Raw genomic sequence first — 24,274 nt, forward strand, 5'->3', positions numbered from 1 at the left:
AGAAAAGCAAAAGGACGATTACAATTTGTAATCGTCCTTTTTTGCTATTTATTTAATTTGATGTTTGTTATAATTATCACCAACTATAAATGTGAGGAATTTTGTATGGATAATTTTAATTTTTTTGTTGATGAAAGTACTTTCGATTCCTTTTTTACTGTTGGTGGGTTGATAGTAAATAAAAATGAAAAAAAGATAATTATTGATGAGTTTAATGCTATTAAAAGAGACCTGTGGCCTAAGGAGTCTAAAAGAGAAATTAAAAGGAGAATCATTCATTTAGTTGATGTCAAGATAGCTCATTACCATAATAATCAACAATATTTTAATACAGTTCATAAATATCCATACTATAAAAATGTTTTTTTTCCGAATAGTACTTATAAAACTTTATTCAGGAAAATTAGTAAATTAATTAATGAGCATGAAACTAAACTTATATGTTCAAGTATTTCCGCCCAAAATATGAAACATGAATATTCAATGAAGTATGCTGATTGGTATGTAATTGCCTTTCAAAAGTTACTAGATAACTATCTTCATTTTTTAGTGAAAAATAATGCTACTGGATCTATAATTGTTGAAGATAATACTAGTAGAGACAAGATAATGAAAGAATTTTATGGTTTTAAATTTTTAGATCAATCAAAATTTAGTAATCGAGTGGTAAACAAACATATAAAAGAACTATTTTTCATTCCTAAAGATAATTCTAGTTCACCATTGTTACAAATTGCTGACGTAGTTGTTGGTGCAACAGTTAAACAGTTTTCTGAAACTCATTCTTATCCAGAAAGACAATTATATTCTAAATTTCAAGATAAATTTTATGATGGTAATCTTAATAGAGTTGATGTTTTTGGAAATACTTTTATAGAATATTGAACACACTAATTTTGAAAAAAAGAAATACCATGATATAATCACTTTAGGCCATCTTAGGGCGTTAATTGGCGTACCGACTTTTATGGCTTTTAGTGAGAGTATACAAGCAAATTTTACAACGGGATTCCTACCGTTGATACCAGCTTTAAATAGCTAAAAGGGAGCGTATGTTTACGCTCCCTTTTTTGTATCTAAATTATTCCCTTTAATTAATCCGCAAACGTGACCTTTTGGTTATCTAACGAAGCAATCTTTGCTAACGATAACACGTCATAATCATGATCACGCAGGTACGCTCCTCCAGGTTGGAAGGTCTTTTCAATCACAATTCCAATGCCACCGACCGTGGCTCCGGCTGCTTTGGTAATCTTAATCAGCCCCTTGGTCGCCTCTCCGTTGGCCAAGAAGTCATCGATGATTAAGACCCGATCGGTATTATCTAGAAATTGTTTTTCAACGTAGATGTGGTTGCTAGTGTTTTTGGTGTAGGAATAGACTTTGGCGCTGTATACGTCATCTTTAACCACCAACGATTTACTCTTTCGGGCAAAAACTACGGGTAAGTGCATGGCTAACCCGGTCAAAACGGCAGGAGCAATTCCAGAGGCTTCTACCGTAAGGACCTTGGTGATGCCAGCCTTTTGAAAGTAATCCGCAAAACTTTGGCCAATCTGCTGCATCAATTCGGGATCAATTTGATGGTTTAAAAAAGAATTTACCTTTAAAATGTTGCCCGGTAAGACGGTTCCGTTGGTTTCAATGGCATGTTTTAGTGCGTCCATAGTCAAATTCCTCCATAAAAAAAGCCCACTAAACTAGTGGGCTAACTCCCACTTATAGTTCAGAATTCCGGTTCGGAGTAGAAACGGTCAGCCAATTCTGACCATATATAAGCAGTAACAATTTCTTTTATCTTACTCTGAATTAGGCGGAGAAGCAAACCAGTCCAGTTAGGTACAGGAGGGTACTGAGAAAGAGAAACGGTAAAAATGGTAACGAGCGATGGTGCTGTTTAATCAGCCAGATCAGTCCCAATCCAGATGCAGTTAGCAGGATACTGCACCAGGTAGTTAGAGGCAGAATGAGAAGCAGGAGCCAGAGCAAATCAAGATCACCATTGCCAATCCAAGGATGCCAGTGGTTGAAAGCCAAGAGCGCCAGGTAAAGGAAACTTTCTAGCAGGATTGCTAAAACCGATTGTTGACTTAATAAAAAAGTCAGTCCAATTTGAGGCAGTAAAAGCCACGTGGGATATCCCCAACAGAGACTGTCAAAAATACTCAGGAGTTGAAAGCCTAACAAAAACAATAGCCACAGGGTGCTTTGGAAATTAACGGGGGGACTTAGCCAAAAACACCAACCAGCCGTCAGTTCCCAGACTAGTAGTGACAACGGTAACGAGTGGTGACATGTTCGACACCGTCCGCGTTGCCAACAAAAACTTAAGACGGGGAATAACTCCCACCAGTGTAACGGGCATTGACAAAACTGACAATGTGACCGGCTCATCCCCAAGGATTCTCCCGCAATCGTCCGGCTTGCCACCACCAGCAAAAATGAACCACAACAACAGCCACAGTAAAACCAAAAAATTAGCATCATCATATTCCTCCTCTTTAAGGAGAAATACGGAACTACAGTTGACATCAACCATGCCCCGTGGTATTCTACTCATTGTGCTTATCTATGTTAAGCGATTTTTTTATTTCAAAAAATGGTTCACCTGGATGTGTGGACTTACAACTCAAATTTTACGAAAGGAGGACTTTTTAGATGCCTACAATTAACCAATTAGTTAGAAAAGGTCGTAAATCTAGAAGTTCTAAATCAAAGTCCCCAGCTTTGGGCTTTGGCTACAACAGTTACAAGAAGAAACCAACTCGCAATCCTTCACCACAAAAACGGGGAGTTGCTACCCGTGTGGGAACGATGACACCAAAGAAGCCTAACTCTGCTTTGCGGAAATACGCTCGTGTGCGTCTTTCTAACTTGTACGAAGTTACGGCTTACATTCCTGGAATTGGTCACAACTTACAGGAACACAGTGTGGTCTTAATCCGTGGTGGTCGTGTTAAGGATTTACCTGGGGTTCGTTACCACGTTATTCGTGGTGCGCTTGATACTGCCGGAGTTCAAGATCGTCGTCAAGGACGTTCGAAGTACGGTACGAAGCGGCCAAAGGATAAGAAATAGATCGACTAATTGAGGAGGACCTTTAGATGCCTAGAAAAGGAAAAGTTCAACAACGAGAAATCCTTCCTGATCCAATCTACAACTCAAAGTTGGTTTCTAAATTAATCAACCACTTGATGTTAGATGGTAAGCGAGGAACTGCATCAGAAATCTTATACGGTGCATTCGAACAAATCAAAGACCAAACTGGAAACGATCCGGTAGAAGTTTTTGAAGAAGCAATGAAAAACGTAATGCCAGTGCTGGAAGTTAAGGCTCGTCGGGTTGGTGGATCAAACTACCAAGTTCCGATCGAAGTTCGTCCCAACCGGAGAACTACATTGGGCTTACGTTGGATTGTAAGCTACGCTCGGCTTCGTGGTGAACACACCATGACGGAACGGCTTGCCAAAGAAATTATCGATGCTTCTAATAACACTGGAGCAGCAGTGAAGAAACGGGAAGATACCCACAAGATGGCCGAAGCCAACCGGGCTTTTGCTCACTACCGTTGGTAATCAGCTGCTGATTACAGGCTGGTAAGGCAAGGTGGCTAATTATTTAGCCACTTTTTTCGAATGATTAGAAATTAAAGGAGTTTAAAATGGCTAACAAACGTGCATTTCCGTTAGACAAAACCCGTAACATCGGGATCGTAGCCCACATTGATGCTGGGAAGACGACGACCACGGAACGGGTTTTATACTACACGGGTCGCATTCACAAAATTGGTGAAACCCATGATGGTGCTTCACAAATGGACTTCATGGAAGAAGAAAAGGAACGTGGAATCACCATCCAATCTGCCGCTACTACGGCGCAATGGAAAGGTTACCGGGTTAACATCATTGATACCCCAGGACACGTGGACTTTACTGCCGAAGTTGAACGTTCATTGCGGGTGCTTGATGGTGGAATCGTGGTAATGGATGGTGAAGCCGGAGTTGAACCACAAACAGAAACTGTTTGGCGGCAATGTTCTGACTTTAGTGTTCCGCGGATCGTGTTCATCAACAAGATGGATAAGATGGGAGCCGACTTTGATTGGTCTGTTCAAACCATCAAAGATCGTTTACACGCAAACGCCGTTCCGGTTCAAGTTCCAATTGGTGCTGAATCAGACTTTGAAGGGGTAATTGACCTCATCAAGATGAAGGCATACGTGTACGATGAAGACAAAGAGGGAGAAAACTGGGATACAGTTGATATTCCTGCTGACTACCAAGAAAAAGCTCAAGCAGCTCGTGAAAGTATGATTGAAGCCGTTGCTGACGTTGATGATGACGTGATGGGTAAATTCCTTGAAGGGGAAGAACTCACCGAAGAAGACATCAAAGCTGGAATTCGGCGGGCAACTTTGAACTTGGAACTTTACCCAGTTTACGCTGGATCTGCTTACAAGAACAAAGGGGTTCAAATGATGATGGATGGTGTGATTGACTACCTTCCATCCCCATTGGAAGTTCGCCCATACATGGCTACTGATCCAGAAAATGACGACGCTCAAGTTGAAGTTCGGGCTGACGATAAAGGACCTTTCGCTGCTTTAGCCTTCAAGATTATGACGGACCCTTACGTTGGTCGGTTAACCTTTATCCGGGTTTACCGGGGAACTTTGGAATCAGGTTCATACATCTTGAACGCTACCAAGGATAAACGGGAACGGGCCGGTCGATTAGTGCAAATGCACTCTGACCAACGGCAAGAAATCCCAGAAGTATTCTCTGGTGATATCGCCGCTACAATCGGTTTGAAGAACACCACGACTGGTGATTCTTTAACTGACGTTGATCACCCGTTGATCTTAGAATCAATGGAATTCCCAGAACCAGTGATCCAAGTTTCGATTGAACCAAAGACCAAGGCCGATCAAAACAAGATGAACACTGCCTTACAAAAACTGTCTGAAGAAGACCCAACTTTCCAAGCTAATACTGATCCAGAAACGGGTCAAACGATTATTGCCGGAATGGGTGAGTTACAGTTGAACATCATTATCGAACGGATGCGTCGTGAATTTGGGGTTGATGCTTCGATTGGTGCTCCACAAGTTGCTTACCGAGAAGCATTCAGCAAGCAAGTTAGTGCCGAAGGGAAGTTCGTTCGTCAGTCTGGTGGTAAAGGTCAATATGGTGATGTTTACATTGAATTTACGCCCAATGCCGAAGGTGAAGGTTTCGAATTTGAAGATGCCATCGTTGGTGGGGTAGTTCCACGTGAATACATTCCATCAGTTGAACAAGGACTGAAGGAAGCCATGGAAAACGGTGTCTTAGCCGGTTACCCATTAATTGACTTAAAAGCTAAGTTATACGATGGTAGTTACCACGATGTCGATTCTAGTGAAGCAGCCTTCAAGATTGCCGCTTCATTAGCACTACGTGAAGCCGCTAAGAAAGCTGATCCAAAGATTTTGGAACCAATCATGAAGGTTGATATCCGGGTTCCAGAAGAATACATGGGTGACGTAATGGGTCAAGTTACTGCTCGGCGTGGTAACATCGAAGGAATGGAAGCTCGAGACGGAGCCGAAGACATCCATGCCATGGTTCCATTGGCTGAAATGTTCGGTTACGTTACGGACTTGCGGTCCGCTACGCAAGGTCGAGGAACGTTTACGATGACTTTTGACCACTACACGGCCGTTCCAAAGAACATTCAAGAAGACATTATTAAACAAAATGGTGGAGAAGCTTAATTAGCTATCCGCTTTATGAAAAAGTTTTACGTGCAGTTTTGCCGTAAAACTTTTTTTGTTTATTCAGGGAAAACCCTTGAAATATCAGCGTTTATCAAGTAAGATGGAATAGTGCTTAAATTTGTGGGGTCAGTGTGCCCTCAAATGAGCGAGAATAGCGATGATGTAGAAGGTTGCGGCACACCCGGCCGCTTTGCCATGGCAGATGCGCCGGTAATTTCTACGGAGTTAGTCAATTTTTGGAAAAGAGACGAAGGAGGGATAATTATGGCAAAAGAAAAAATTCGGATCCGTTTAAAGGCTTACGAACACCGTAGTTTAGATCAAGCTGCGGACAAGATTGTGGCAACGGCACAAAGAACTGGGGCAACGATTTCTGGCCCAATTCCATTGCCAACTGAAAGAGCTTTATACACTGTGTTAGCATCACCATTTAAATACAGCAAGGCTCAAGAACAATTTGAAATGTTAACCCACAAACGGTTAATCGACATTTTGAACCCTACCCCTAAGACGGTCGACTCATTAATGAAGTTAGACTTACCTAGTGGTGTGGATATCGAAATCAAACTTTAATTAATTACAAAACATTGGAGGTGTACTCATGACCAAAAAAGGAATCTTAGGGAAAAAGGTCGGAATGACCCAAGTTTTTACCGAAAACGGGGAATTAGTTCCAGTTACGGTAGTTGACGTTACTCCTAACGTTGTCTTACAAGTTAAGAACAACGAAACGGATGGTTACGAAGCAATTCAACTTGGATTTGACGACAAACGTTCAGTATTAAGCAACAAGCCTGAACAAGGTCATGTTAAAAAGGCAAATACTACTCCTAAGCGCTTCATTCGTGAAATCAGCGATGTCGACTTGGGAGACTACAAAGTTGGTGACGAAGTTAAGGCTGACACATTTGCAGCTGGTGACATCGTTGATGTTACGGGTACTACTAAAGGTCATGGTTACCAAGGTAACATCCACAAAGACGGTCAACGTCGTGGGCCTACTACTCACGGTTCTCGTTACCACCGTCGTCCTGGTTCATTAGGGGTTATTATTAACCGGGTTGTTAAAGGAATGAAATTACCTGGTCGGATGGGTAACAAGACGGTTACCATTCAAAACCTCGAAATCATTAAAGCTGATGTGGAAAACAACGTTTTATTGATCAAAGGAAACGTTCCAGGTGCTAACAAGACGCTGGTTACTGTTAAAACAGCTGCTAGCGAATCCAGAAAATAAGGAAAGGAGGAACCGTAAATGACAAGCGTATCATTATACAAACAAGATGGAACTAAAAACGGTGAAGTTGAATTAAACGAAGCCATTTTTAACATTGAACCAAATGAATCAGTTGTCTTTGACACGGTTGTAATGCAACGTGCCTCACTGCGACAAGGAACGAACGGAAGCAAATCCCGTGGTCAAGTTCGCGGTGGTGGTAAGAAGCCATGGAGACAAAAAGGAACTGGTCGTGCTCGTCAAGGATCAATCCGGGCCCCACAATGGGTTGGTGGAGGAACTGTCTTTGGACCACAAGCTCGTTCATACAGCTACCACCTTCCAAAGAAGGTTACTCGATTAGCCGTTAAGTCAGTTCTATCTGAAAAAGTTGCGAACGGTGATTTACTCGTAGTTGATTCTTTGAGCTTTGATGCACCAAAGACTAAGGAATTTGCTAACTTGTTGAAGAATCTTGATGCAGCTACGAAGACGCTGGTAGTTTTGGAAGACGGTAACGAAAATGCTGCTCGTTCAGCACGTAACATTGATAACGTAAAGGTTATTAGTGGTAAAGGGGTTAACACCTTGGACGTCTTGAACAGTAAGAAAGTTATCATTACCAAGGCTGCTCTTTCTCAAGTAGAGGAGGTGCTCGCATAATGGATGCACGAGATATCATTTTACGTCCGGTTATTACTGAAGCTTCAACTGACCGGATGGACGAAAAGAAATACACGTTTGACGTTGATTTACGGGCAAACAAGAACCAAGTTCGCGACGCTGTAGAAGAAATCTTCTCCGTTAAAGTGAAAAAGGTTAACTTGATGAACGTTCGTGGAAAAGAAAAACGTCAAGGTCGTTACGTTGGATTTACGAAGAAACGTAAGAAGGCAATCGTAACTTTAACCAACGATTCAGACGAAATTAAATTATTCTCTGAAGAATAAATCATAGAATAGGAGGGAAACAACGTGGCTTTAAAGAAATACAAACCAACCACTAACGGTCGGCGTAACATGACTAGTATCGATTACAGTCAAATTACGACGAACAAGCCGGAAAAGAGTTTGGTAACTGCTAACTCAAAGACTGCTGGTCGAAACAACTCTGGTCGTATGACCGTTCGTCACCGTGGTGGTGGAAACAAACACAAGTACCGTGTGATTGATTTCAAGCGGAACCATGATGATGTTCCTGCAACTGTAAAAACAATTGAATACGATCCTAACCGGAGTGCTAACATTGCCTTGGTTGTTTACGAAGATGGAATCAAATCTTACATCTTAGCACCAAAGGGCTTAAAGGTTGGCGATGTGATTGAATCTGGTAAGGATGCCGACATTAAGATTGGAAACGCCTTGGCTTTGCAAGACATTCCAGTTGGTAGTACCATTCACAACATTGAATTAAAACCAGGTAAGGGTGGCCAATTAGCTCGTTCCGCTGGTAACTCTGCTCAATTATTGAGTAATGAACCAGGCAGCAAGTACTCATTGGTTAAGTTACCTTCCGGTGAAGTTCGGATGATTCTTTCTGTTTGCCGTGCCACGATTGGAACGGTTGGAAACGAAGAACATTCCTTAATTAACTGGGGTAAAGCTGGTCGGACTCGTTACCGTGGTCAAAGACCTCACGTTCGTGGATCAGTAATGAACCCTAACGATCACCCTCATGGTGGTGGGGAAGGTAAAGCTCCAGTTGGTTACCCATCTCCTTTATCTCCATGGCACAAGAAAACGGTTGGAAAGAAGACACGGAAGAAGTCTGCACGTTCAACTAAGTTTATTGTTCGTCGTCGTAAAGGTTCAAAGATGTAATTTAGTTACATCCTAAGCACATCCAGTACACGCAGAGGAGGTTTCATTAATGAGTCGTAGTTTAAAAAAGGGCCCTTTTGCCGACCAATCTCTTTTAAAGAAGATTGATGCGCAAAAAGACCAAGAAAAGAAAACGGTTATCAAGACTTGGTCACGCCGTTCAACGATTTTCCCAAGTTTCATTGGATACACTATCTCAGTTTACAACGGTAGAACCCACGTCCCAGTTTACATTCAAGAAGACATGGTAGGCCACAAACTTGGCGAATTCGTACCAACTCGGACATTCCACGGGCATGGAAATACCGATAAGAAAACTGTATAACAAGGAGGATATCTAATGGCTGAACAAGTTACATCAGCAAAAGCAATCGCTAAAACTGTTCGCATTGCCCCTCGTAAGGTCCGCCTTGTTTTAGATCTTATTAGAGGCAAGAACGTTGCAGAAGCAACTTCAATCCTTAAGTTCACCCCTCGTGGTGCATCTCCAGTGGTTGAAAAAGTTTTACGTTCTGCCGTTGCTAACGCAGAAAACAACTTTGATCTTGATGGTCAAAACTTGGTTGTAAGCGAAGCTTATGCCGACGAAGGACCAACCTTAAAGCGGTTCCGTCCTCGGGCAAAAGGTTCTGCTTCTCCAATTAACAAACGTACTAGTCACATCACAATCGTAGTATCAGAAAAGAAGGAGGGATAACATGGGTCAAAAAATTAATCCTAATGGTTTACGAATTGGTGTCACTCGTGGTTGGCAAGCACAATGGTTTGCAAACGACGATAAATTCGCTTCATACTTAAATGAAGATTTGAAGATTCGTGGCTACCTCGAAAAACGTTTAGCTGACGCTTCTGTTTCAGAAATTGACATTGAACGGGCTGCTAAACGAGTTAACATTTCCATTCACACTGCTAAACCAGGAATGGTAATTGGTAAGGGTGGTTCTGAAGTTGAAAGTCTTCGGCAAGCCTTAAACAAATTAACTGGTCGTCGGGTTCACATCAACATTGTGGAAATCAAGAAGCCAGACTTAGAAGCTGACTTGGTTGGTGAAAACATTGCTCGTCAACTTGAAGGCCGGGTTGCATTCCGTCGGGCCATGCGTGGTGCTATGAAGGGTGTAATGCGCTCTGGTGCTACGGGAGTTAAAACTCAATCAGCTGGTCGTTTGAACGGAGCTGACATGGCTCGGATCGAAAGTTATTCTGAAGGTCGGGTTCCACTTCACACTTTGAGAGCTGACATTGATTACTCATGGAATGAAGCACACACTACTTACGGATCAATCGGGGTTAAAACTTGGATTAACCGTGGGGAAGTATTACCTGACAAACCTGAGGAAAATCGCAAGGGAGGTAAGTAAACATGCTGGTACCAAAACGTGTTAAACACCGTCGTGAACACCGTGGTAAGTTACGCGGTCACTCAAAGGGCGGAAACAGCGTTGCTTTCGGTGAATATGGTTTACAAGCCATTGATTCACATTGGATTACTAACAGACAAATTGAAGCATGCCGGATTGCCATTACTCGTTGCATGAAACGTGGTGGAAAAGTTTGGATTAAGATTTTCCCACAAAAATCATACACGGAAAAAGGTATTGGTGTTCGGATGGGTAAAGGTAAAGGTAGTCCAGCTGGATGGGTTGCTCCAGTTAAACGCGGAAAGGTTCTTTTCGAAGTTGCTGGCGTTAACGAAGAAACAGCTATTAAAGCCTTGACTTTAGCTTCAAACAAGTTGCCGGTACGTACTAAGATTATTAAACGTGAGGAAGTAGGTGGCGAATCAAATGAAGGCTAAAGAAATTAGTAAGTTAACCACTGATGAAATGCGGGCTAAGGAACAAGATTACAAAAAAGAATTGTTCAATCTTCGTTTTCAATTAGCCACTGGTCAACTAGAAAACACCGCTCGTTTGAGAACTGTCCGGAAAACAATCGCCCGGCTCAAAACAGCTTTGCGGCAAAAGGAATTAAACAAGTAAGAATCCGAAAAAAGGAGGGTTTATTTAGATGAGCACAGAACGTAATGAACGTAAGCGTTACAGAGGTCGAGTTGTTTCTGACAAGATGGACAAAACTATCACCGTTGCCGTAGAAACGACTAAGACTCATCCTACTTATGGAAAACGGATTAAGTACACAAAGAAGTACAAAGCTCGTGACGAAAACAATCGTGCTAAGTTAAACGATATTGTTGAAATCATGGAAACTCGTCCACTATCAAAAACGGTTCACTTCCGTCTGGTTGACGTTGTTGAAGAAGCTATCATTATCTAGCTTTGTGTCATGTTAATCGTATTTTGATTTTAAATCTGAAGGGAGGACACACTTACCATGATCCAACAAGAAAGTCGTTTGAAGGTTGCTGATAACTCTGGTGCCCGCGAACTCTTAACTATTAAAGTTTTAGGTGGTTCACGAGTTCGTTACGCCGGTACTGGTGATGTGATTGTTGCTACTGTTAAACAAGCAACACCAGGTGGCGTTGTCAAAAAAGGAGACGTTGTTAAAGCTGTAATCGTAAGAACTAAAGCCGTTTCTCGTCGTAGCGATGGTTCTTACATTCGTTTTGATGAAAACGCTGCTGTTTTAATCAACGATGACAAGAGCCCGAAAGGTACCCGTATTTTTGGACCGGTTGCTCGTGAATTACGGAACAACAATTTCATGAAGATTGTTTCATTAGCGCCCGAAGTACTCTAATTTCACTCACAAAAATAAGGAGGTGCCAGATTAATGTTCTTGAAAACTGGTGACAAAGTTCGTGTAATTGCAGGAAAGGACAAGGGAAAAGATGGTAACATCACCAAGGTCCTTGCTGCTGACAACCGCGTAGTTGTCGAAGGAATCAATAAAGTAAAACAACACAAAAAAGCTTCCCAAGGTAACCCCCAAGGTGGAGTTTTTGACGTTGAAGCACCAATTAACGCTTCTAACGTAATGTTGATTGACCCATCAACCAACGAACCAACCCGGGTTGGCATCGAAGTTAAAGATGGTAAAAAAGTTCGTATTTCAAAGAAATCACACAAAGCAATCGACTAACGATTGTCAGTGAAAGGAGGAAACAATTCGCATGTCTACTCGTTTAGAAGAAAGATATAAGAAAGAAATTCTCCCAGCACTAGTAGAAAAATTCAACTATTCATCAATTATGCAAGGACCAAAACTTGAAAAAATTGTTTTGAATATGGGTGTTGGTGATGCTGTAACAAATTCCAAAAACTTAGATGAGGCCGTTAACGAACTGACTCTAATTTCTGGACAAAAGCCTTTAGTTACTAAGGCCAAGAAATCAATCGCTGCTTTCCGGTTACGGGAAGGAATGCCGATCGGTGCCAAGGTAACTTTACGGGGCGACAAAATGTACGACTTCTTGGATAAATTAATTAACGTTTCTTTACCACGAGTTCGTGACTTCCATGGAGTTCCTAACCGTTCCTTTGATGGTCGCGGGAACTACACGTTAGGAATTAAGGAACAATTAATTTTCCCAGAAATTAACTACGATGATGTTAACCGGGTTCGCGGTTTAGATATCGTCTTAGTAACTACCGCTGAAACTGATGAAGAAGGCCACGAATTGCTCAAACAATTTGGCATGCCTTTTGCTAAATAGGAGGTTTTAATTTGGCTAAAAAATCAATGGTAGAAAAGAACAAGCGTCCAGCTAAGTTCTCTACTCAAAACTACACTCGTTGCGAACGTTGTGGTCGACCTCGTGCGGTTTACCAAAAGTTCCACTTATGCCGAGTTTGCTTACGGCAACTTGCTCACCGGGGCCAAATTCCTGGCATGAAGAAAGCTAGTTGGTAGAAAAAACAAACTAAAAGGGAGGTTCCACGCTTATGGCAATGACAGATCCAATTGCAGATTTTTTAACTCGAATTCGGAATGCCAACATGGCACGCCATGCTTCGGTTGATGTACCTGCATCGAAAATTAAACGTAATATTGCTGAAATCTTGAAGCGCGAAGGATTTATCAGTCGAGTAGAATACATCGAAGACGATAAACAAGGCGTAATTCGGGTTTTCCTTAAGTACGGTAAGAACAACGAACGGGTTATTTCCGGATTAAAACGGATTTCTAAACCAGGTTTACGTTCTTACGTTAAAGCAGATGATGTTCCTAAGGTCTTAAATGGTTTAGGAATCGCGATTATTTCAACTTCAAACGGAGTTATTACTGACAAAGAAGCCCGTGACAAACAAGTCGGTGGCGAAGTCTTAGCTTACGTTTGGTAATTAATATAACGGAAACGGAGGTGTTTAACAGATGAGTAGAATTGGTTACAAAACAGTTGTAATTCCAGAAGGAGTTACTGTATCTCGTGACGGTGATCAAGTGACCGTTAAGGGTCCTAAAGGTGAATTAACGGAAACTTTCTCTCCATTAGTGGAAATGAAGGTTGACGGTAACGAAGTTAACTTCGAACCAACTGGAAAATACGACAACAAGGAACGGGCAATGCACGGAACTTCACGTGCGAACTTCAATAACATGGTTGAAGGAGTTTCAAACGGTTTCAAGAAGAACTTGAAATTAGTTGGAGTTGGATACCGGACTCAATTAAAGGGAAAAACTTTAATTTTAAACGTTGGTTACTCCAATCCAGTTGAAGTTCCCCTTCCAGAAGACTTAGACGTTAAAGTTCCTGACAACACAACGATCGAAATCGAAGGAATCAACAAGCAACACGTTGGTGACTTTGCTGCCAAAGTTCGGGCTATTCGTTCCCCAGAACCTTACAAGGGGAAAGGGATTCGTTACGAAGGCGAACGGATTGTGCTTAAAGAAGGTAAGACTGGTAAGTAGTTTTTAAACTGATAATATAGAGGTGACTATTTTGATTTCAAAACCAAGCAAGAACAAAACACGAAAAGTAAGACATGCTCGTGTTCGTAGTAAAATTGCTGGTACTGCTGAGTGCCCACGTTTAGACGTTTTCCGTTCTAACAAAAACATCTACGCTCAAGTTATTGATGACGTAGCGGGTGTAACGCTAGCTAGTGCCTCAACTCTTGACAAAGAAGTAACTGGAAGCAACAAAACGGAACAAGCCGCTAGTGTTGGGAAGTTAGTTGCTGAACGGGCCGCTGCCAAAAACATTAAAAAAGTTGTTTTTGACCGTGGTGGTTACTTATACCATGGTCGTGTGGCTGCCTTAGCTACGGGCGCACGCGAAAATGGACTCGAATTTTAATCAAAGGAGGAAGACACGCGCATGGCTAAATTTATTGATCCGAACAAATTGGATTTAGATGATAACGTAGTTGCCATCAACCGAATTACAAAGGTTGTTAAAGGTGGACGTCGGTTACGGTTTGCTGCCTTAGCTGTTGTTGGTGACAAGAATGGTCACGTTGGTTTTGGAACTGGGAAAGCTCAAGAAGTTCCAGAAGCCATCCGAAAGGCCGTTGAAGCTGCTAAAAAGAACCTGATCGAAGTTCCAATCGTGGGAACAACTATTCCACACGAAATCGTTGGAGTTTACGGTGGGGGTAAGATTTTATTAAAGCCTGCCGAAGAAGGTTCTGGAGTAGCCGCTGGTGGTGCTGTTCGTGCCGTGATGGACTTAGCTGGTATCAACGATGTTACTAGTAAGCGACTGGGCTCTGATACTGCTATCAACGTTATCCGGGCAACTTTCGAAGGCCTAAAGGGTCTCAAGAGCGCCGAAGAAGTTTCTGAACTTCGTGGGGTTTCTGTTGACCATTTAGCTGAATAAGGAGGAGATACAGATGGCTCAATTAAAGATTACTTTAGTTCACAGTGCTGCTCATCGTCTTCCCAAACAACGTAAGATTGTGGAAGCCTTAGGATTAGGCCGGATTAACAGTAGTGTGATCAAGCCTGACAATGCAGCAACTCGGGGAGCATTATTCAAGATTGCTCACTTAGTTGAAGTGGAACAGGTTAAAGATTAATTACATTTAAAGTAAGAGGAGGTGCAATTCATGAAGTTAGACGAATTAAAAGCTGCTGCAGGTTCCCGTTCCAGCCGGACTCGAAAGGGTCGTGGTCTTGGTAGTAAGGGTAAGACTTCTGGTCGTGGCCAAAAGGGACAAAAAGCACGTGGTAAGACCCGTTTAGGTTTTGAAGGGGGTCAAATGCCATTGTACCGTCGGATTCCAAAGCGTGGTTTCACAAACATCAACCGCAAGGATATTGTGATTGTCAATGTTAACGAATTAAACGCTTTTGATAATGGTGCAGAAGTAACTCCTGAAGCATTAGTAGAAACAGGAATTATCCGGAACCTTAAAGACGGAATCAAGGTGCTTGGTAACGGTCAACTGGACAAGAAGTTAACTGTTCAAGCAAACAAATTCTCTGCAAGCGCTAAAAAAGCAATTGAAGATGCCGGCGGTAAAGCTGAGGTGATCTAATGTTATCAACCTTAAAAAGTGCATTCCAGGACAAAAGCATTCGGAGTAAAATTTTATTCACGTTGTTTGTCCTTGCGGTCTTTCGACTGGGTGCTTACATTACAGTCCCAGGGATTAACGCCAAAGCACTTCAGGAAGTTGCTTCTTCTGGGTTAGTTAACGTTTTGAACATGTTTAGTGGTGGAGGGTTAACTAACTATTCCATCTTTGCGATGGGAGTGTCACCCTTCATTACTGCGCAAATTGTGGTTCAGTTATTACAAATGGATATTGTTCCGAAGTTTGTTGAATGGGGAAAGCAAGGTGAAGTTGGTCGGCTGAAGCTGGACAAGGTCACTAAGCGACTCACCATTGTGTTAGCCTTTGCGCAATCGATTGGGATTACAGCTGGATTTAATGCTTTAAGTAGTTTAAACCTGGTGAAGAACCCTGGAATCATGACATACATTAGTATTGGTTTGATTCTAACGGCCGGAACCATGTTAACCACCTGGATGGGAGACATGATTACTGATAAAGGGGTTGGCCAAGGGGTTTCCATGATTATCTTTGCCGGAATTGTTGCCAACATTCCGACGGGATTCCAAAGTATCTATCGTGAATACGTGCAGGGTACGCCAATGGATCAAATCTGGAAGCCACTGCTCTTCATTGGAGCATTAATCATTGCGATGTTAATCATCGTGACGTTTGTGACTTGGGTCCAACAAGCGGAACGTCGAATTCCAATTCAATATACCCGCCGGGCGGCTGGTTCTTCAAAATCTAGTTATCTGCCTCTGAAAGTGAACGTCGCGGGAGTGATTCCCGTAATTTTCGCTAGTGCTTTTATTTCAACCCCCCAAACAATTCTGATGTTCTTTACCAAGAACTACAGTGATGCGGGTTGGTTCCAATTCTTAACAGAACTGTTTAACATGCAAACTCCAATGGGAGCAACTTTTTACACGGTTCTGATTGTTGTCTTTACCTTCTTCTATGCCTTCGTTCAGGTTAACCCCCAAAAATTAGCTGAAAACTTGCAAAAGCAAGGAAGCTATATTCCGGGTGTCTGGCCAGGTAAGGGAACGCAAGACTACGTATCTCGATTATTGATGCGCTTGAGTACGATTGGAGCCCTCTTCTTAGGAGTGGTTTCCATTATTCCGTTGATTGCGCAAAACGTATGGAACTTAAATAGTTCGATTGGATTAGGGGGAACAAACCTCCTGATCATTGTCGGGGTCACGATTGAGTTTATGAACCAAATTAAAGGGTTGACGATGCGGCAGGAATACACTGGATTTATTCAAGATGATCCAGACGCAAAGTAGGAGGATAATGGAATGTCAATGAATTTGTTAATTATGGGTCTTCCCGGAGCCGGGAAGGGAACTCAAGCAGATTTTATTGTGGAGAAATATGGGATCCCTCATATTTCAACCGGAGATATCTTCCGGGCGGCCATTAAGCAACAAACGCCGTTGGGAGTTAAAGCCCAAGCGTATATTGATCAAGGGGAACTGGTTCCAGACGATGTCACCTGTGGAATCGTGGAAGAACGATTACAGCAACCAGATACGCAAGCTGGTTACTTACTAGATGGTTTCCCGCGAACGATTGTTCAGGCAGAACAATTAGAAAAAATGACGACGAAGTTAGCTAAACCGTTGGATGCCGTTTTAAACATTGATGTTGATCCGGAAACCTTAATCGAACGGCTTTCTGGTCGGTTCATTTGTAAAAACTGTGGTGCTACTTATCATAAATTGTACAAAAAACCTCGAGTTGAAGGTACGTGTGATGTATGTGGTGGACATGCCTTTTATCAACGGAGCGATGATAAACCAGAGACCGTTAAGAATCGGTTAGAAGTTAACTTAAAGATGAATACACCTCTAGTTGACTTTTATTCCGAACGCAACTTGTTGCATACGGTGAACGGAAATCAACCAATCGCAGAAGTTACAAAGGAAATCAACCAAGTTCTGTCTGATCTTCATTAACAAATAACAGCTTCGTTGTCGAATCGCCGCTAATATGCTATATTGGTAGGTATTGATAACGGTTTTTGGAAAAGAACTTGAGTGATTTAAATTTTGGAGGATTGTTGTGTCGAAAGATAACGTAATTGAAATTGAAGGAAAAATTACCGAAACACTACCAAATGCAATGTTTCGAGTGGAACTAGAAAACGGCCACGAAATTTTAGCGCACGTTTCTGGTAAAATTAGAATGCATTACATTAAGATACTTCCAGGAGACCGTGTAACTGTTGAAATGTCACCATATGATTTAACGAAGGGTCGCATTACTTATCGGTTTAAGTAAGACCTTTTATCTAGGAGGGTTATAAAATGAAAGTAAGACCATCAGTCAAAAAAATGTGTGAAAGTTGCAAAATCATTAAGCGGAAAGGCCGCGTAATGGTTATTTGCTCAGCTAACGCTAAGCACAAACAACGTCAAGGAAAGTAATTATTTAAATAGAGGAGGTGGACATTAATGGCTCGTATTGCCGGAGTAGATTTACCACGTAACAAGCGTGTTGTCATTGCCCTTACTTACATTTACGGGATTGGAAACACAACTGCCCAAAAAGTATTGGCAAAGGCTGGAGTTTCAGAAGACGTTCGGACGCAAGATTTGACTCCTGAACAAGAAGACAAGATCCGGGTTGCTGTCGATGATTACACCATCGAAGGTGACTTACGTCGGGAAGTTAGCATGAACATCAAGCGGTTGTCAGAAATCGGTTCATACCGTGGATTACGGCACCGTCGTGGTTTGCCTTCTAGAGGTCAACACACGAAGAACAACGCTCGGACCAGAAAAGGTAAGAGAACGAAAAAATAATAATTAAAAAGGAGGTTATCAGTCCCTATGGTTAAAAAGAATACTCGTAAACGGAAAGCAAGAAAGCACGTTGAATCTGGTGTGGCTCACATTCACTCCACTTTTAACAACACCTTAGTTATGATTACCGACGTTCAAGGGAACGCGATTGCTTGGTCATCAGCTGGTGCATTAGGTTTCCGTGGAAGTCGTAAATCAACTCCATTTGCCGCTCAAATGGCTGCTGAAGCTGCTGCTAAGGCTGCAATGGAACATGGTATGAAGACTGTGGAAGTTTCAGTTAAGGGTCCTGGTTCAGGTCGTGAATCTGCAATTCGGGCTTTACAAACTACTGGTTTAGAAGTTGCTGCAATTCGTGACGTTACTCCAGTTCCTCATAACGGTTGCCGTCCTCCAAAACGTCGTCGAGTTTAATATTAATGCAAGCTCATTGTGTAATGGACTCAACGCTGTTTGAAGGGGGTAGAGGTTAGAATGATTGAGTTTGAAAAGCCAAACATTCACAAAATTGAAGAAACAAATAACTATGGTGAAGTAGTTGTCGAACCATTAGAACGTGGTTATGGGACAACCTTAGGAAACTCGCTTCGTCGAGTTTTGCTAGCTTCTTTACCAGGCGCTGCAGTTACCAGTGTTCAAATTGATGGTGTTTTACACGAATTCTCAACTGTTAAAGGTGTCACTGAAGACGTGACTAAAATCATTTTGAACTTGAAAAAGTTGAAGTTGAAAATCGATGGTGATGACGATCAGAACGAAACTCACACGATGAGTATTAACGTTACTGGTCCCGCCGATGTAACCGGAGCTGATCTATCAACTGATAGTGAGACCACGATTTTAAATCCGGACTTACACATTGCAACGGTTGCCGAAGGTGCTACCTTACACATGACGGTAACGGCTAACAAGGGCCGTGGTTATGTATCAGCTGAAGAAAACAAAGCTAGAAATGACGATATGCCAATTGGCGTGTTACCAGTCGATTCTATCTATACCCCAATCGAACGTGTTAACTATCAAGTTGAAGATACGCGTGTTGGACAGCGTGATGACTTCGATAAATTGACTCTCGATGTTTGGACTAATGGTTCAATTACTCCTTCTGAAGCAATTAGTTTAGCTGCCAAGGTGTTATCACAACACTTGGAAATGTTTGTGGACTTGACTGACAAGGCCCAACAAGCTAACGTCATGGTGGAAAAAGAAGAAAGCCATAAAGAAAAAATGCTCGAAATGTCAATTGAAGAACTGGATCTTTCCGTTCGTTCTTACAACTGTTTGAAACGAGCTGGGATTAATACCGTGCAAGAATTGACCGACAAATCCATGGCCGACATGATGAAAGTTCGTAACTTAGGACGCAAGTCCCTCGAAGAAATCGAACAGAAGTTAGAAGGACTTGGATTATCATTTCGGAAAGAAGACTAATTAAAAAAGGAGGCTCCCATTTATGAGTTATCGTAAATTTGGTCGCGAATCAGGCCCTCGTCGTGCTATGCTTCGTAACTTAACTACTGACTTAATTGTTAACGATCGGATTGAAACCACTGAAGCTAAAGCAAAGACTGTTCGTTCTTTAGCTGAACAAATGGTGACATTAGGTAAGAAGGGTGACTTGGCTGCTCGTCGGCGTGCCGCTGCTTACTTACAAAACACGATTGCTGACGTCAAAGAAGACGGAGATGACATCAAAGTTACGACGGCATTACAAAAATTATTTGACGAAATTGCACCTAAGTACCAAGATCGTCAAGGTGGTTACACCCGGATTTTGAAGACAATGCCACGTCGTGGTGATGGTGCCCAAATGGTTATCTTGGAATTCGTTTAATTTTAAGCAATAACTAATTTCATATTTTTCACTGAATCACTAAGGTTGAGGTATAAAGCGTTATGATGATGGAAGTTCCAAGTCTAGCTTGAATGTGGTCTAACCATGCGCCTCAATCTTTTAGTGATTTTTTTATACATAAATTTAGCGGAAAGTGGGTGTGAATGATGCAACCAAAAATTGAATTTCGAACGGTTGACTTTGCTTATCAGCCGGAGGTTCCGGTCCTTACCAACGTTTCTTTTCAAGTAAAAGCCGGACAAACCATTGCTCTAGTTGGAGCCAACGGAAGCGGTAAAAGTACGATTGCGAAACTCCTGGCTGGTTTGTTGGAACCTACTTCCGGAACCATTTTGATTGATCACACCCCGCTGACCCCGACTAATCTGGCTCAACTGCGACAACGAATCGGGTTGGTTTTTCAGAACCCCGATGATCAAATCGTGGGGGCGACCGTTGCCGAAAATACGGCCTTTGGGTTAGAAAATCGCAACGTTCCGCGTCCGGAAATGCAAACTCGAGTCCACCGTGCATTGGAACAAGTGGGCATGTGGGACTATCGGGATCGAGAACCAGGCCTCCTTTCTGGGGGACAAAAACAGCGTGTGGCCTTGGCGAGTGCCTTAGCGATTACCCCGGAAATCTTGATCTTGGATGAAGCAACCAGCATGCTGGATCCGCAAGCCAAGCAGGAATTAAACCAAATTATTCAGAAGTTACAAGAACAGGTCGGATTAACGATTATTTTAATTACGCACGATCTGGAGATGTTGTCGTTAGCAGAACGAGTAATTGCTTTAGATCAGCAGCAAGTAGCGTTTACGGGAACTGCTAGCGAACTTTTTCACGAGAAGCACTTGTTAGCCCAAATGCAGTTAGAACTTCCCTTTAGTTTGCAAGTTCAACGAGAGTTAGCGGCACAACGGGTTCCGGTTCCAGATACCGATTTGAACGAAAAGGAATTGATCGAATGGCTCACCAAGTTACTTTAAACCACGTTTATTATACTTACGGACTGCAGACGCCGGTGGCACACGAGGCCTTACACGACGTCAGTTTTAACGTGGATCAGGGCGACTTTGTGACCATCATTGGAACCACGGGGAGCGGAAAATCAACGTTAATCAAGCTTTTGAATGGACTCCAGTTGGCGCAAGCGGGAACGGTGAACGTGTTGGGAGTAGAACTGCAAGCCAAGACCACAGCGAAGGCCTTAAAACAGTTACGTTCTCAAGTGGGCATGGTGTTTCAATCTCCAGAGCAGCAGTTGTTTGCAGATACCGTTCTGCAGGACGTTCAGTTTGGTCCCCAAAACTTTGGAGTAAGTCCTAAGCAAGCCGCCATCCAAGCCAAACAGAGTTTGCAACAGGTTGGGATTGCTCCCGAACTATTGGAGCGGTCCCCATTTGAACTCTCCGGAGGACAAAAACGGCGGGTGGCTATTGCCGGGGTCCTTGCTAGTCAACCACGAATCCTCGTGTTAGATGAGCCCACGGTGGGGTTAGATGGCCGGGGCCGCCGATCGATTCTAGAATTATTGCGCAAGCTTAATCAGGAACAGCAGGTTACGATTATCATGATTACGCATGAGATGGATATCGTAGCGCGGTATGCGCGACGAGTGGTAGTGATGCATCATGGTCAAATTACGCAGGATACGACGCCCCGCGAATTTTTCCAAACTACTCAGAATCAATTTGTCCTTCCGGGAGCAGTCCGAGTAGGCCGGGCCTTGCAGGCCAATGGAATTACGTTAGAACAATTGCCACTGACCCGGCAGGAATTGGTAAAGACTGTCTTAGAGCGGTTGCAGAAGGAGGATCGGGCATGAATCACATGGTCTTTGGGAATTATTTGCCCGGGCACTCCTGGTTACATCGGTTACATCCGACGGGAAAAATTGTCAGTCTAATCTTACTGATTACGTGGACTTTGCTGGCCAATAACTGGGCTAATTACGCCGTGCTGGCCCTGGTAATCTTAATGCTAGTTAAGCTGGCTCAGGTTCCGTTTAGGATGCTGTTTTCGTCGTTAAAACCGTTTGTGTGGTTGATTGCCTTTACCGTCTTAATTCAAATTGGCTTTGGCCACGGTGGGACTACCTACTGGCACTGGGGAATTTTCAACGTTACTAGTGTTGGAGTCACCACGGCGGGCTTGATTTTTGTTCGGTTCCTGTTGATCATCATCGTGGCGATGTTACTGACGGTTACAACGTCTCCGAATGCGATTGCCAAGGGGGTTGAAACCCTATTGATGCCGTTAAAAAAGGTCGGAGTTCCAGTTGCCATGATTGGAATCATGCTGTCGATTGCGCTTCGCTTTATCCCCACCTTGTTAACCGAGATGCAAACCATCATGAACGCCCAACGTTCGCGTGGAGTGGTTTTCAACGGCGGGAGTCTCTGGCAACGAGCTCGCAACGTCTTATCTTTGATTATCCCGTTGTTAGTCTCGGCGTTTCGCCATGCTGATAACCTGGCAGATGCACTGGGAGCCAGCGGATATGATGCCAGCCAACCCCGGAGTAGTTATTATCAATACCGATGGCAACGGCTTGATACGATGGCGTTTGTGCTGGTCTTAGTGATTGGAATGATTGTAGTAGGATTGCGAGGAGTGTAAATGACGCAGCGGTATAAAATTACATTTGCTTATGATGGGACGCAATTTGCTGGCTTTCAACGCCAGCCCCAGCAACGAACCGTGGAAGGGGTGCTGACCAAAATTGTGAATCAGATGGCGAAGCAACCGGACGAAACGCTGGGGGTTTATGGCTCGGGGCGGACCGATGCGGGCGTCCATGCTCTAGCTCAAGTGGCTCACTTTGACTTTCCGTTTCCAATTCCTGCCGACAAGATGCTGAAGGGACTCAACAGCATGTGTCCCTTAGACATCCAGATCAAGGACGTGGAAATTGTCCCCGAGACGTTCCATGCGCGTTATGATGTCACTGGGAAGAAGTATCTCTACCGGTTGTCGTTAGGACCGTTTACGGACCCGTTTAAACGTTTTTATACGGCTCACTGGCGTTTTCCCTTGGATTTTGCCCGGATGGAAACCGCGATTCAAGATTTAGTGGGAAAGCATAACTTTGCGTCGTTTGTGGCGTCTGGAGCCAAGCCCGGCAGTCGGGTGCGCACCATTTTTAGCACGAAAGCAATTAACGACGTCGCTAATCAAGAAATTCAGCTTGAATTCTATGGCGATGGCTTTATGTATAATCAGGTCCGGATTATGACGGCTGTCCTCGTTGAAATTGGGATGAAGAAACGTCCGGTCGATGACATTCAACGTTTGTTAGCGGTGCAAGATCGGCAACAGGCTCGGTTAACGATGCCGGCGCATGGTTTATTTTTAGAGCAAGTTTACTATCCGGGTGATGATCCGGAACATAGTGAAAAAAAGCATCCAGATCGCGATTAATTCCGCGAATAGATTGACATTCTGGGGGATTATTTGTATTATGGTAGTTGGTATTGTTTGCCCCACATAAGCCCCGGAAACTTATAAGGTGTCGAACAAACACAGAAACATGGAGGAAGAAAAAGTGCGTACAACATACATGGCTAAGCCCGGTGAAATTGAACACAAATGGTACATCATTGACGCAGCAGGCGTTCCTTTAGGTCGTCTTGCTAGTGTTACTGCTTCAATTTTACGCGGTAAAAACAAACCCACATACACACCACACGTTGACTCTGGTGACCACGTCATTATTATCAACGCTTCAAAAGTGGCTTTAACTGGTCACAAAGCAAAAGATAAGATGCACTACCACCACACTCAATACATTGGTGGGATTAAGCAAGAATCATTTGGCATGTTACGCGAAGAAAAGCCAGCTAAGTTAATTGAGCAAACCGTAAAAGGAATGCTTCCTCATGGTACATTAGGACGTAAGATTGCTAAGAAACTTCACGTTTATGCAGGTGAAGAACACAAAAATGATGCTCAAAAACCCGAAGTTTTAGATATTAACAACCTAATTTAAGGAGGAAACTCAATTGGCTAAAGTACAATATACTGGCACAGGTCGCCGTAAAGATTCAGTTGCTCGTGTACGCTTAGTACCTGGTACTGGTAAAGTGATCGTCAACAAACGTGATGTTGAAGATTACATTCCATTCCCAAACTTGCGTGAAGTTATTTTACAACCATACAACGTTACGGAAACGCTCGGTAACTACGATACGTTAGTAAACGTAAATGGTGGTGGATTCTCAGGTCAAGCTGGTGCAATCCGTCTCGGAATTGCTCGTGCTTTACTTGAAGTTGATCCTGACTTCCGTGAAGTTTTGAAAAAAGCTGGCCTGTTAACTCGGGACCCACGGATGAAAGAACGGAAGAAGCCAGGGCTTAAGAAAGCTCGTAAGGCTGGTCAATTCTCAAAACGTTAAGATTTACTCGAATCTTATTT

The 24,274-nt window shown here is 42.9% G+C and carries 41 protein-coding genes and 1 riboswitch; of the genes, 39 read left to right on the forward strand and 2 right to left on the reverse strand.

Annotated features, from left to right (window positions below):
* Positions 1 to 105 precede the first annotated feature (105 nt).
* The gene (locus M3M39_RS02955) at positions 106 to 885 is read left to right on the forward strand and encodes a DUF3800 domain-containing protein (protein ID WP_252797734.1); all 780 of its coding nucleotides are present in this window, start codon (positions 106 to 108) and stop codon (positions 883 to 885) included.
* Between the two features lie 209 nt (positions 886 to 1,094).
* Here M3M39_RS02955 and M3M39_RS02960 read toward each other — a convergent pair whose 3' ends face one another.
* Entirely contained in the window at positions 1,095 to 1,667 is a 573-nt protein-coding gene (locus M3M39_RS02960) for a xanthine phosphoribosyltransferase (protein WP_252797735.1), read from the reverse strand.
* A 35-nt stretch (positions 1,668 to 1,702) separates the two neighbouring features.
* A riboswitch (purine riboswitch) is annotated at positions 1,703 to 1,798 on the reverse strand.
* Between the two features lie 11 nt (positions 1,799 to 1,809).
* Positions 1,810 to 2,532 (reverse strand): prepilin peptidase, encoded by a 723-nt coding sequence (locus M3M39_RS07480; protein ID WP_420843002.1) that lies wholly within the window; start codon positions 2,530 to 2,532, stop codon positions 1,810 to 1,812.
* A 126-nt stretch (positions 2,533 to 2,658) separates the two neighbouring features.
* On the opposite strand from M3M39_RS07480, the gene rpsL reads away from it, so the two are divergent.
* The 38 genes from rpsL (at position 2,659) to rpsI (ending at position 24,254) form a co-directional block, all read left to right on the forward strand.
* On the forward strand, positions 2,659 to 3,078 hold the full coding sequence (gene rpsL, locus M3M39_RS02970; RefSeq protein ID WP_252766876.1) for a 30S ribosomal protein S12: 420 nt from the start codon (positions 2,659 to 2,661) through the stop codon (positions 3,076 to 3,078).
* A gap of 26 nt (positions 3,079 to 3,104) precedes the next feature.
* Positions 3,105 to 3,575 carry a 30S ribosomal protein S7 gene (gene rpsG, locus M3M39_RS02975; protein ID WP_252797737.1) on the forward strand — a complete coding sequence of 157 codons (471 nt, stop codon included), beginning with the start codon at positions 3,105 to 3,107 and terminating at the stop codon, positions 3,573 to 3,575.
* 86 nt (positions 3,576 to 3,661) lie between these two features.
* Positions 3,662 to 5,755, forward strand: a complete 2,094-nt coding sequence (gene fusA, locus M3M39_RS02980) for an elongation factor G (protein ID WP_252797738.1) — start codon at positions 3,662 to 3,664, stop codon at positions 5,753 to 5,755.
* A 267-nt stretch (positions 5,756 to 6,022) separates the two neighbouring features.
* Positions 6,023 to 6,331 carry a 30S ribosomal protein S10 gene (rpsJ, locus tag M3M39_RS02985; RefSeq protein WP_252766880.1) on the forward strand — a complete coding sequence of 103 codons (309 nt, stop codon included), beginning with the start codon at positions 6,023 to 6,025 and terminating at the stop codon, positions 6,329 to 6,331.
* Between the two features lie 28 nt (positions 6,332 to 6,359).
* The gene (gene rplC, locus M3M39_RS02990) at positions 6,360 to 6,995 is read left to right on the forward strand and encodes a 50S ribosomal protein L3 (RefSeq protein WP_252797739.1); all 636 of its coding nucleotides are present in this window, start codon (positions 6,360 to 6,362) and stop codon (positions 6,993 to 6,995) included.
* Between the two features lie 18 nt (positions 6,996 to 7,013).
* Positions 7,014 to 7,637: a 50S ribosomal protein L4 gene (gene rplD, locus M3M39_RS02995; RefSeq protein WP_252797740.1), complete on the forward strand. Its 624-nt coding sequence runs from the start codon at positions 7,014 to 7,016 to the stop codon at positions 7,635 to 7,637.
* Positions 7,637 to 7,924: a 50S ribosomal protein L23 gene (rplW, locus tag M3M39_RS03000; protein WP_252797741.1), complete on the forward strand. Its 288-nt coding sequence runs from the start codon at positions 7,637 to 7,639 to the stop codon at positions 7,922 to 7,924. The genes rplD and rplW overlap by 1 nt, the downstream gene beginning before the upstream one ends.
* A gap of 24 nt (positions 7,925 to 7,948) precedes the next feature.
* Positions 7,949 to 8,794 carry a 50S ribosomal protein L2 gene (gene rplB, locus M3M39_RS03005; protein WP_252795274.1) on the forward strand — a complete coding sequence of 282 codons (846 nt, stop codon included), beginning with the start codon at positions 7,949 to 7,951 and terminating at the stop codon, positions 8,792 to 8,794.
* Between the two features lie 49 nt (positions 8,795 to 8,843).
* Complete coding sequence (gene rpsS / locus M3M39_RS03010; RefSeq protein ID WP_252766886.1) at positions 8,844 to 9,119, forward strand: 30S ribosomal protein S19; 276 nt, start codon at positions 8,844 to 8,846, stop codon at positions 9,117 to 9,119.
* Between the two features lie 15 nt (positions 9,120 to 9,134).
* Complete coding sequence (gene rplV / locus M3M39_RS03015; protein ID WP_252797742.1) at positions 9,135 to 9,491, forward strand: 50S ribosomal protein L22; 357 nt, start codon at positions 9,135 to 9,137, stop codon at positions 9,489 to 9,491.
* Position 9,492: 1 nt separating this feature from the next.
* Complete coding sequence (gene rpsC / locus M3M39_RS03020) at positions 9,493 to 10,155, forward strand: 30S ribosomal protein S3 (RefSeq protein WP_252797743.1); 663 nt, start codon at positions 9,493 to 9,495, stop codon at positions 10,153 to 10,155.
* Positions 10,156 to 10,157: 2 nt separating this feature from the next.
* Positions 10,158 to 10,592, forward strand: a complete 435-nt coding sequence (gene rplP / locus M3M39_RS03025) for a 50S ribosomal protein L16 (protein ID WP_252797744.1) — start codon at positions 10,158 to 10,160, stop codon at positions 10,590 to 10,592.
* Positions 10,582 to 10,776, forward strand: a complete 195-nt coding sequence (gene rpmC, locus M3M39_RS03030; RefSeq protein ID WP_054645857.1) for a 50S ribosomal protein L29 — start codon at positions 10,582 to 10,584, stop codon at positions 10,774 to 10,776. The genes rplP and rpmC overlap by 11 nt, the downstream gene beginning before the upstream one ends.
* Before the next feature lie 28 nt (positions 10,777 to 10,804).
* Positions 10,805 to 11,071: a 30S ribosomal protein S17 gene (gene rpsQ / locus M3M39_RS03035; protein ID WP_252797745.1), complete on the forward strand. Its 267-nt coding sequence runs from the start codon at positions 10,805 to 10,807 to the stop codon at positions 11,069 to 11,071.
* A 57-nt stretch (positions 11,072 to 11,128) separates the two neighbouring features.
* The gene (gene rplN, locus M3M39_RS03040; RefSeq protein WP_252797746.1) at positions 11,129 to 11,497 is read left to right on the forward strand and encodes a 50S ribosomal protein L14; all 369 of its coding nucleotides are present in this window, start codon (positions 11,129 to 11,131) and stop codon (positions 11,495 to 11,497) included.
* Positions 11,498 to 11,530: 33 nt separating this feature from the next.
* On the forward strand, positions 11,531 to 11,839 hold the full coding sequence (gene rplX, locus M3M39_RS03045) for a 50S ribosomal protein L24 (RefSeq protein WP_252797747.1): 309 nt from the start codon (positions 11,531 to 11,533) through the stop codon (positions 11,837 to 11,839).
* A gap of 31 nt (positions 11,840 to 11,870) precedes the next feature.
* Complete coding sequence (gene rplE / locus M3M39_RS03050; RefSeq protein WP_252766894.1) at positions 11,871 to 12,413, forward strand: 50S ribosomal protein L5; 543 nt, start codon at positions 11,871 to 11,873, stop codon at positions 12,411 to 12,413.
* Positions 12,414 to 12,424: 11 nt separating this feature from the next.
* Positions 12,425 to 12,610: a type Z 30S ribosomal protein S14 gene (locus M3M39_RS03055; RefSeq protein ID WP_252750528.1), complete on the forward strand. Its 186-nt coding sequence runs from the start codon at positions 12,425 to 12,427 to the stop codon at positions 12,608 to 12,610.
* 32 nt (positions 12,611 to 12,642) lie between these two features.
* Positions 12,643 to 13,041 (forward strand): 30S ribosomal protein S8, encoded by a 399-nt coding sequence (gene rpsH / locus M3M39_RS03060; RefSeq protein WP_252797748.1) that lies wholly within the window; start codon positions 12,643 to 12,645, stop codon positions 13,039 to 13,041.
* A 31-nt stretch (positions 13,042 to 13,072) separates the two neighbouring features.
* Complete coding sequence (rplF, locus tag M3M39_RS03065; protein WP_252797749.1) at positions 13,073 to 13,612, forward strand: 50S ribosomal protein L6; 540 nt, start codon at positions 13,073 to 13,075, stop codon at positions 13,610 to 13,612.
* A 31-nt stretch (positions 13,613 to 13,643) separates the two neighbouring features.
* Entirely contained in the window at positions 13,644 to 14,000 is a 357-nt protein-coding gene (gene rplR, locus M3M39_RS03070; protein WP_252797751.1) for a 50S ribosomal protein L18, read from the forward strand.
* 21 nt (positions 14,001 to 14,021) lie between these two features.
* Positions 14,022 to 14,525, forward strand: coding sequence for a 30S ribosomal protein S5 (gene rpsE / locus M3M39_RS03075; protein ID WP_252797754.1), 504 nt, complete (start codon positions 14,022 to 14,024; stop codon positions 14,523 to 14,525).
* 13 nt (positions 14,526 to 14,538) lie between these two features.
* Complete coding sequence (rpmD, locus tag M3M39_RS03080; protein ID WP_252797756.1) at positions 14,539 to 14,724, forward strand: 50S ribosomal protein L30; 186 nt, start codon at positions 14,539 to 14,541, stop codon at positions 14,722 to 14,724.
* Positions 14,725 to 14,754: 30 nt separating this feature from the next.
* On the forward strand, positions 14,755 to 15,186 hold the full coding sequence (rplO, locus tag M3M39_RS03085) for a 50S ribosomal protein L15 (protein ID WP_252797757.1): 432 nt from the start codon (positions 14,755 to 14,757) through the stop codon (positions 15,184 to 15,186).
* Positions 15,186 to 16,499: a preprotein translocase subunit SecY gene (secY, locus tag M3M39_RS03090; RefSeq protein ID WP_252797758.1), complete on the forward strand. Its 1,314-nt coding sequence runs from the start codon at positions 15,186 to 15,188 to the stop codon at positions 16,497 to 16,499. Before rplO ends, secY begins: the two co-directional genes overlap by 1 nt.
* An 18-nt stretch (positions 16,500 to 16,517) precedes the next feature.
* Positions 16,518 to 17,171, forward strand: a complete 654-nt coding sequence (locus M3M39_RS03095) for an adenylate kinase (protein ID WP_252797949.1) — start codon at positions 16,518 to 16,520, stop codon at positions 17,169 to 17,171.
* 106 nt (positions 17,172 to 17,277) lie between these two features.
* Positions 17,278 to 17,496, forward strand: coding sequence for a translation initiation factor IF-1 (gene infA / locus M3M39_RS03100; protein WP_252750520.1), 219 nt, complete (start codon positions 17,278 to 17,280; stop codon positions 17,494 to 17,496).
* A 26-nt stretch (positions 17,497 to 17,522) separates the two neighbouring features.
* Positions 17,523 to 17,642 (forward strand): 50S ribosomal protein L36, encoded by a 120-nt coding sequence (gene rpmJ / locus M3M39_RS03105; protein WP_252797759.1) that lies wholly within the window; start codon positions 17,523 to 17,525, stop codon positions 17,640 to 17,642.
* A 27-nt stretch (positions 17,643 to 17,669) separates the two neighbouring features.
* On the forward strand, positions 17,670 to 18,020 hold the full coding sequence (gene rpsM, locus M3M39_RS03110; protein ID WP_252797760.1) for a 30S ribosomal protein S13: 351 nt from the start codon (positions 17,670 to 17,672) through the stop codon (positions 18,018 to 18,020).
* A 27-nt stretch (positions 18,021 to 18,047) separates the two neighbouring features.
* A complete protein-coding gene (rpsK, locus tag M3M39_RS03115) occupies positions 18,048 to 18,434 on the forward strand; it encodes a 30S ribosomal protein S11 (protein ID WP_252766904.1) in 387 nt (128 codons plus the stop codon).
* Positions 18,435 to 18,494: 60 nt separating this feature from the next.
* Positions 18,495 to 19,451: a DNA-directed RNA polymerase subunit alpha gene (locus M3M39_RS03120; protein WP_252797761.1), complete on the forward strand. Its 957-nt coding sequence runs from the start codon at positions 18,495 to 18,497 to the stop codon at positions 19,449 to 19,451.
* Positions 19,452 to 19,473: 22 nt separating this feature from the next.
* The gene (rplQ, locus tag M3M39_RS03125; protein ID WP_252797763.1) at positions 19,474 to 19,854 is read left to right on the forward strand and encodes a 50S ribosomal protein L17; all 381 of its coding nucleotides are present in this window, start codon (positions 19,474 to 19,476) and stop codon (positions 19,852 to 19,854) included.
* A 164-nt stretch (positions 19,855 to 20,018) separates the two neighbouring features.
* Positions 20,019 to 20,846: an energy-coupling factor transporter ATPase gene (locus M3M39_RS03130; protein ID WP_252797764.1), complete on the forward strand. Its 828-nt coding sequence runs from the start codon at positions 20,019 to 20,021 to the stop codon at positions 20,844 to 20,846.
* Positions 20,825 to 21,685, forward strand: coding sequence for an energy-coupling factor transporter ATPase (locus M3M39_RS03135; RefSeq protein WP_252797765.1), 861 nt, complete (start codon positions 20,825 to 20,827; stop codon positions 21,683 to 21,685). Before M3M39_RS03130 ends, M3M39_RS03135 begins: the two co-directional genes overlap by 22 nt.
* Positions 21,682 to 22,479 (forward strand): energy-coupling factor transporter transmembrane component T family protein, encoded by a 798-nt coding sequence (locus M3M39_RS03140; protein WP_252797766.1) that lies wholly within the window; start codon positions 21,682 to 21,684, stop codon positions 22,477 to 22,479. Before M3M39_RS03135 ends, M3M39_RS03140 begins: the two co-directional genes overlap by 4 nt.
* The gene (gene truA, locus M3M39_RS03145) at positions 22,480 to 23,280 is read left to right on the forward strand and encodes a tRNA pseudouridine(38-40) synthase TruA (protein WP_252797767.1); all 801 of its coding nucleotides are present in this window, start codon (positions 22,480 to 22,482) and stop codon (positions 23,278 to 23,280) included.
* 124 nt (positions 23,281 to 23,404) lie between these two features.
* Positions 23,405 to 23,848 (forward strand): 50S ribosomal protein L13, encoded by a 444-nt coding sequence (gene rplM, locus M3M39_RS03150; protein ID WP_252797768.1) that lies wholly within the window; start codon positions 23,405 to 23,407, stop codon positions 23,846 to 23,848.
* Positions 23,849 to 23,861: 13 nt separating this feature from the next.
* A complete protein-coding gene (rpsI, locus tag M3M39_RS03155; protein WP_252797769.1) occupies positions 23,862 to 24,254 on the forward strand; it encodes a 30S ribosomal protein S9 in 393 nt (130 codons plus the stop codon).
* The last annotated feature ends 20 nt before the right edge of the window (positions 24,255 to 24,274 follow it).

The sequence above is a fragment of the Fructilactobacillus hinvesii genome, assembly GCF_024029435.1.
Taxonomy (GTDB): Bacteria; Bacillota; Bacilli; order Lactobacillales; family Lactobacillaceae; genus Fructilactobacillus; species Fructilactobacillus hinvesii.

What these genes read in the sequence shown, in the direction of transcription:
- rpsM (WP_252797760.1), top strand. Translation starts at nt 17,670, where the DNA reads ATGGCTCGTATTGCCGGAGTAGATTTACCACGTAACAAGCGTGTTGTC.
- M3M39_RS03140 (WP_252797766.1), top strand. Translation starts at nt 21,682, where the DNA reads ATGAATCACATGGTCTTTGGGAATTATTTGCCCGGGCACTCCTGGTTA.
- rplE (WP_252766894.1), top strand. Translation starts at nt 11,871, where the DNA reads ATGTCTACTCGTTTAGAAGAAAGATATAAGAAAGAAATTCTCCCAGCA.
- M3M39_RS07480 (WP_420843002.1), bottom strand. Translation starts at nt 2,532, where the DNA reads ATGTCAACTGTAGTTCCGTATTTCTCCTTAAAGAGGAGGAATATGATG.
- rpsQ (WP_252797745.1), top strand. Translation starts at nt 10,805, where the DNA reads ATGAGCACAGAACGTAATGAACGTAAGCGTTACAGAGGTCGAGTTGTT.
- secY (WP_252797758.1), top strand. Translation starts at nt 15,186, where the DNA reads ATGTTATCAACCTTAAAAAGTGCATTCCAGGACAAAAGCATTCGGAGT.
- rplV (WP_252797742.1), top strand. Translation starts at nt 9,135, where the DNA reads ATGGCTGAACAAGTTACATCAGCAAAAGCAATCGCTAAAACTGTTCGC.
- rplW (WP_252797741.1), top strand. Translation starts at nt 7,637, where the DNA reads ATGGATGCACGAGATATCATTTTACGTCCGGTTATTACTGAAGCTTCA.
- rpsK (WP_252766904.1), top strand. Translation starts at nt 18,048, where the DNA reads ATGGTTAAAAAGAATACTCGTAAACGGAAAGCAAGAAAGCACGTTGAA.
- rpsL (WP_252766876.1), top strand. Translation starts at nt 2,659, where the DNA reads ATGCCTACAATTAACCAATTAGTTAGAAAAGGTCGTAAATCTAGAAGT.
- rpsG (WP_252797737.1), top strand. Translation starts at nt 3,105, where the DNA reads ATGCCTAGAAAAGGAAAAGTTCAACAACGAGAAATCCTTCCTGATCCA.
- rpsE (WP_252797754.1), top strand. Translation starts at nt 14,022, where the DNA reads ATGGCTAAATTTATTGATCCGAACAAATTGGATTTAGATGATAACGTA.
- rpsH (WP_252797748.1), top strand. Translation starts at nt 12,643, where the DNA reads ATGGCAATGACAGATCCAATTGCAGATTTTTTAACTCGAATTCGGAAT.
- M3M39_RS02955 (WP_252797734.1), top strand. Translation starts at nt 106, where the DNA reads ATGGATAATTTTAATTTTTTTGTTGATGAAAGTACTTTCGATTCCTTT.
- rplF (WP_252797749.1), top strand. Translation starts at nt 13,073, where the DNA reads ATGAGTAGAATTGGTTACAAAACAGTTGTAATTCCAGAAGGAGTTACT.
- rplQ (WP_252797763.1), top strand. Translation starts at nt 19,474, where the DNA reads ATGAGTTATCGTAAATTTGGTCGCGAATCAGGCCCTCGTCGTGCTATG.
- M3M39_RS02960 (WP_252797735.1), bottom strand. Translation starts at nt 1,667, where the DNA reads ATGGACGCACTAAAACATGCCATTGAAACCAACGGAACCGTCTTACCG.
- rpmD (WP_252797756.1), top strand. Translation starts at nt 14,539, where the DNA reads ATGGCTCAATTAAAGATTACTTTAGTTCACAGTGCTGCTCATCGTCTT.
- rplN (WP_252797746.1), top strand. Translation starts at nt 11,129, where the DNA reads ATGATCCAACAAGAAAGTCGTTTGAAGGTTGCTGATAACTCTGGTGCC.
- rpsC (WP_252797743.1), top strand. Translation starts at nt 9,493, where the DNA reads ATGGGTCAAAAAATTAATCCTAATGGTTTACGAATTGGTGTCACTCGT.
- rplX (WP_252797747.1), top strand. Translation starts at nt 11,531, where the DNA reads ATGTTCTTGAAAACTGGTGACAAAGTTCGTGTAATTGCAGGAAAGGAC.
- rpmC (WP_054645857.1), top strand. Translation starts at nt 10,582, where the DNA reads ATGAAGGCTAAAGAAATTAGTAAGTTAACCACTGATGAAATGCGGGCT.
- rplD (WP_252797740.1), top strand. Translation starts at nt 7,014, where the DNA reads ATGACAAGCGTATCATTATACAAACAAGATGGAACTAAAAACGGTGAA.
- truA (WP_252797767.1), top strand. Translation starts at nt 22,480, where the DNA reads ATGACGCAGCGGTATAAAATTACATTTGCTTATGATGGGACGCAATTT.
- fusA (WP_252797738.1), top strand. Translation starts at nt 3,662, where the DNA reads ATGGCTAACAAACGTGCATTTCCGTTAGACAAAACCCGTAACATCGGG.
- rpsS (WP_252766886.1), top strand. Translation starts at nt 8,844, where the DNA reads ATGAGTCGTAGTTTAAAAAAGGGCCCTTTTGCCGACCAATCTCTTTTA.
- rplC (WP_252797739.1), top strand. Translation starts at nt 6,360, where the DNA reads ATGACCAAAAAAGGAATCTTAGGGAAAAAGGTCGGAATGACCCAAGTT.
- M3M39_RS03130 (WP_252797764.1), top strand. Translation starts at nt 20,019, where the DNA reads ATGATGCAACCAAAAATTGAATTTCGAACGGTTGACTTTGCTTATCAG.
- rplP (WP_252797744.1), top strand. Translation starts at nt 10,158, where the DNA reads ATGCTGGTACCAAAACGTGTTAAACACCGTCGTGAACACCGTGGTAAG.
- M3M39_RS03095 (WP_252797949.1), top strand. Translation starts at nt 16,518, where the DNA reads ATGAATTTGTTAATTATGGGTCTTCCCGGAGCCGGGAAGGGAACTCAA.
- rplO (WP_252797757.1), top strand. Translation starts at nt 14,755, where the DNA reads ATGAAGTTAGACGAATTAAAAGCTGCTGCAGGTTCCCGTTCCAGCCGG.
- M3M39_RS03135 (WP_252797765.1), top strand. Translation starts at nt 20,825, where the DNA reads ATGGCTCACCAAGTTACTTTAAACCACGTTTATTATACTTACGGACTG.
- rpsJ (WP_252766880.1), top strand. Translation starts at nt 6,023, where the DNA reads ATGGCAAAAGAAAAAATTCGGATCCGTTTAAAGGCTTACGAACACCGT.
- M3M39_RS03120 (WP_252797761.1), top strand. Translation starts at nt 18,495, where the DNA reads ATGATTGAGTTTGAAAAGCCAAACATTCACAAAATTGAAGAAACAAAT.
- rpmJ (WP_252797759.1), top strand. Translation starts at nt 17,523, where the DNA reads ATGAAAGTAAGACCATCAGTCAAAAAAATGTGTGAAAGTTGCAAAATC.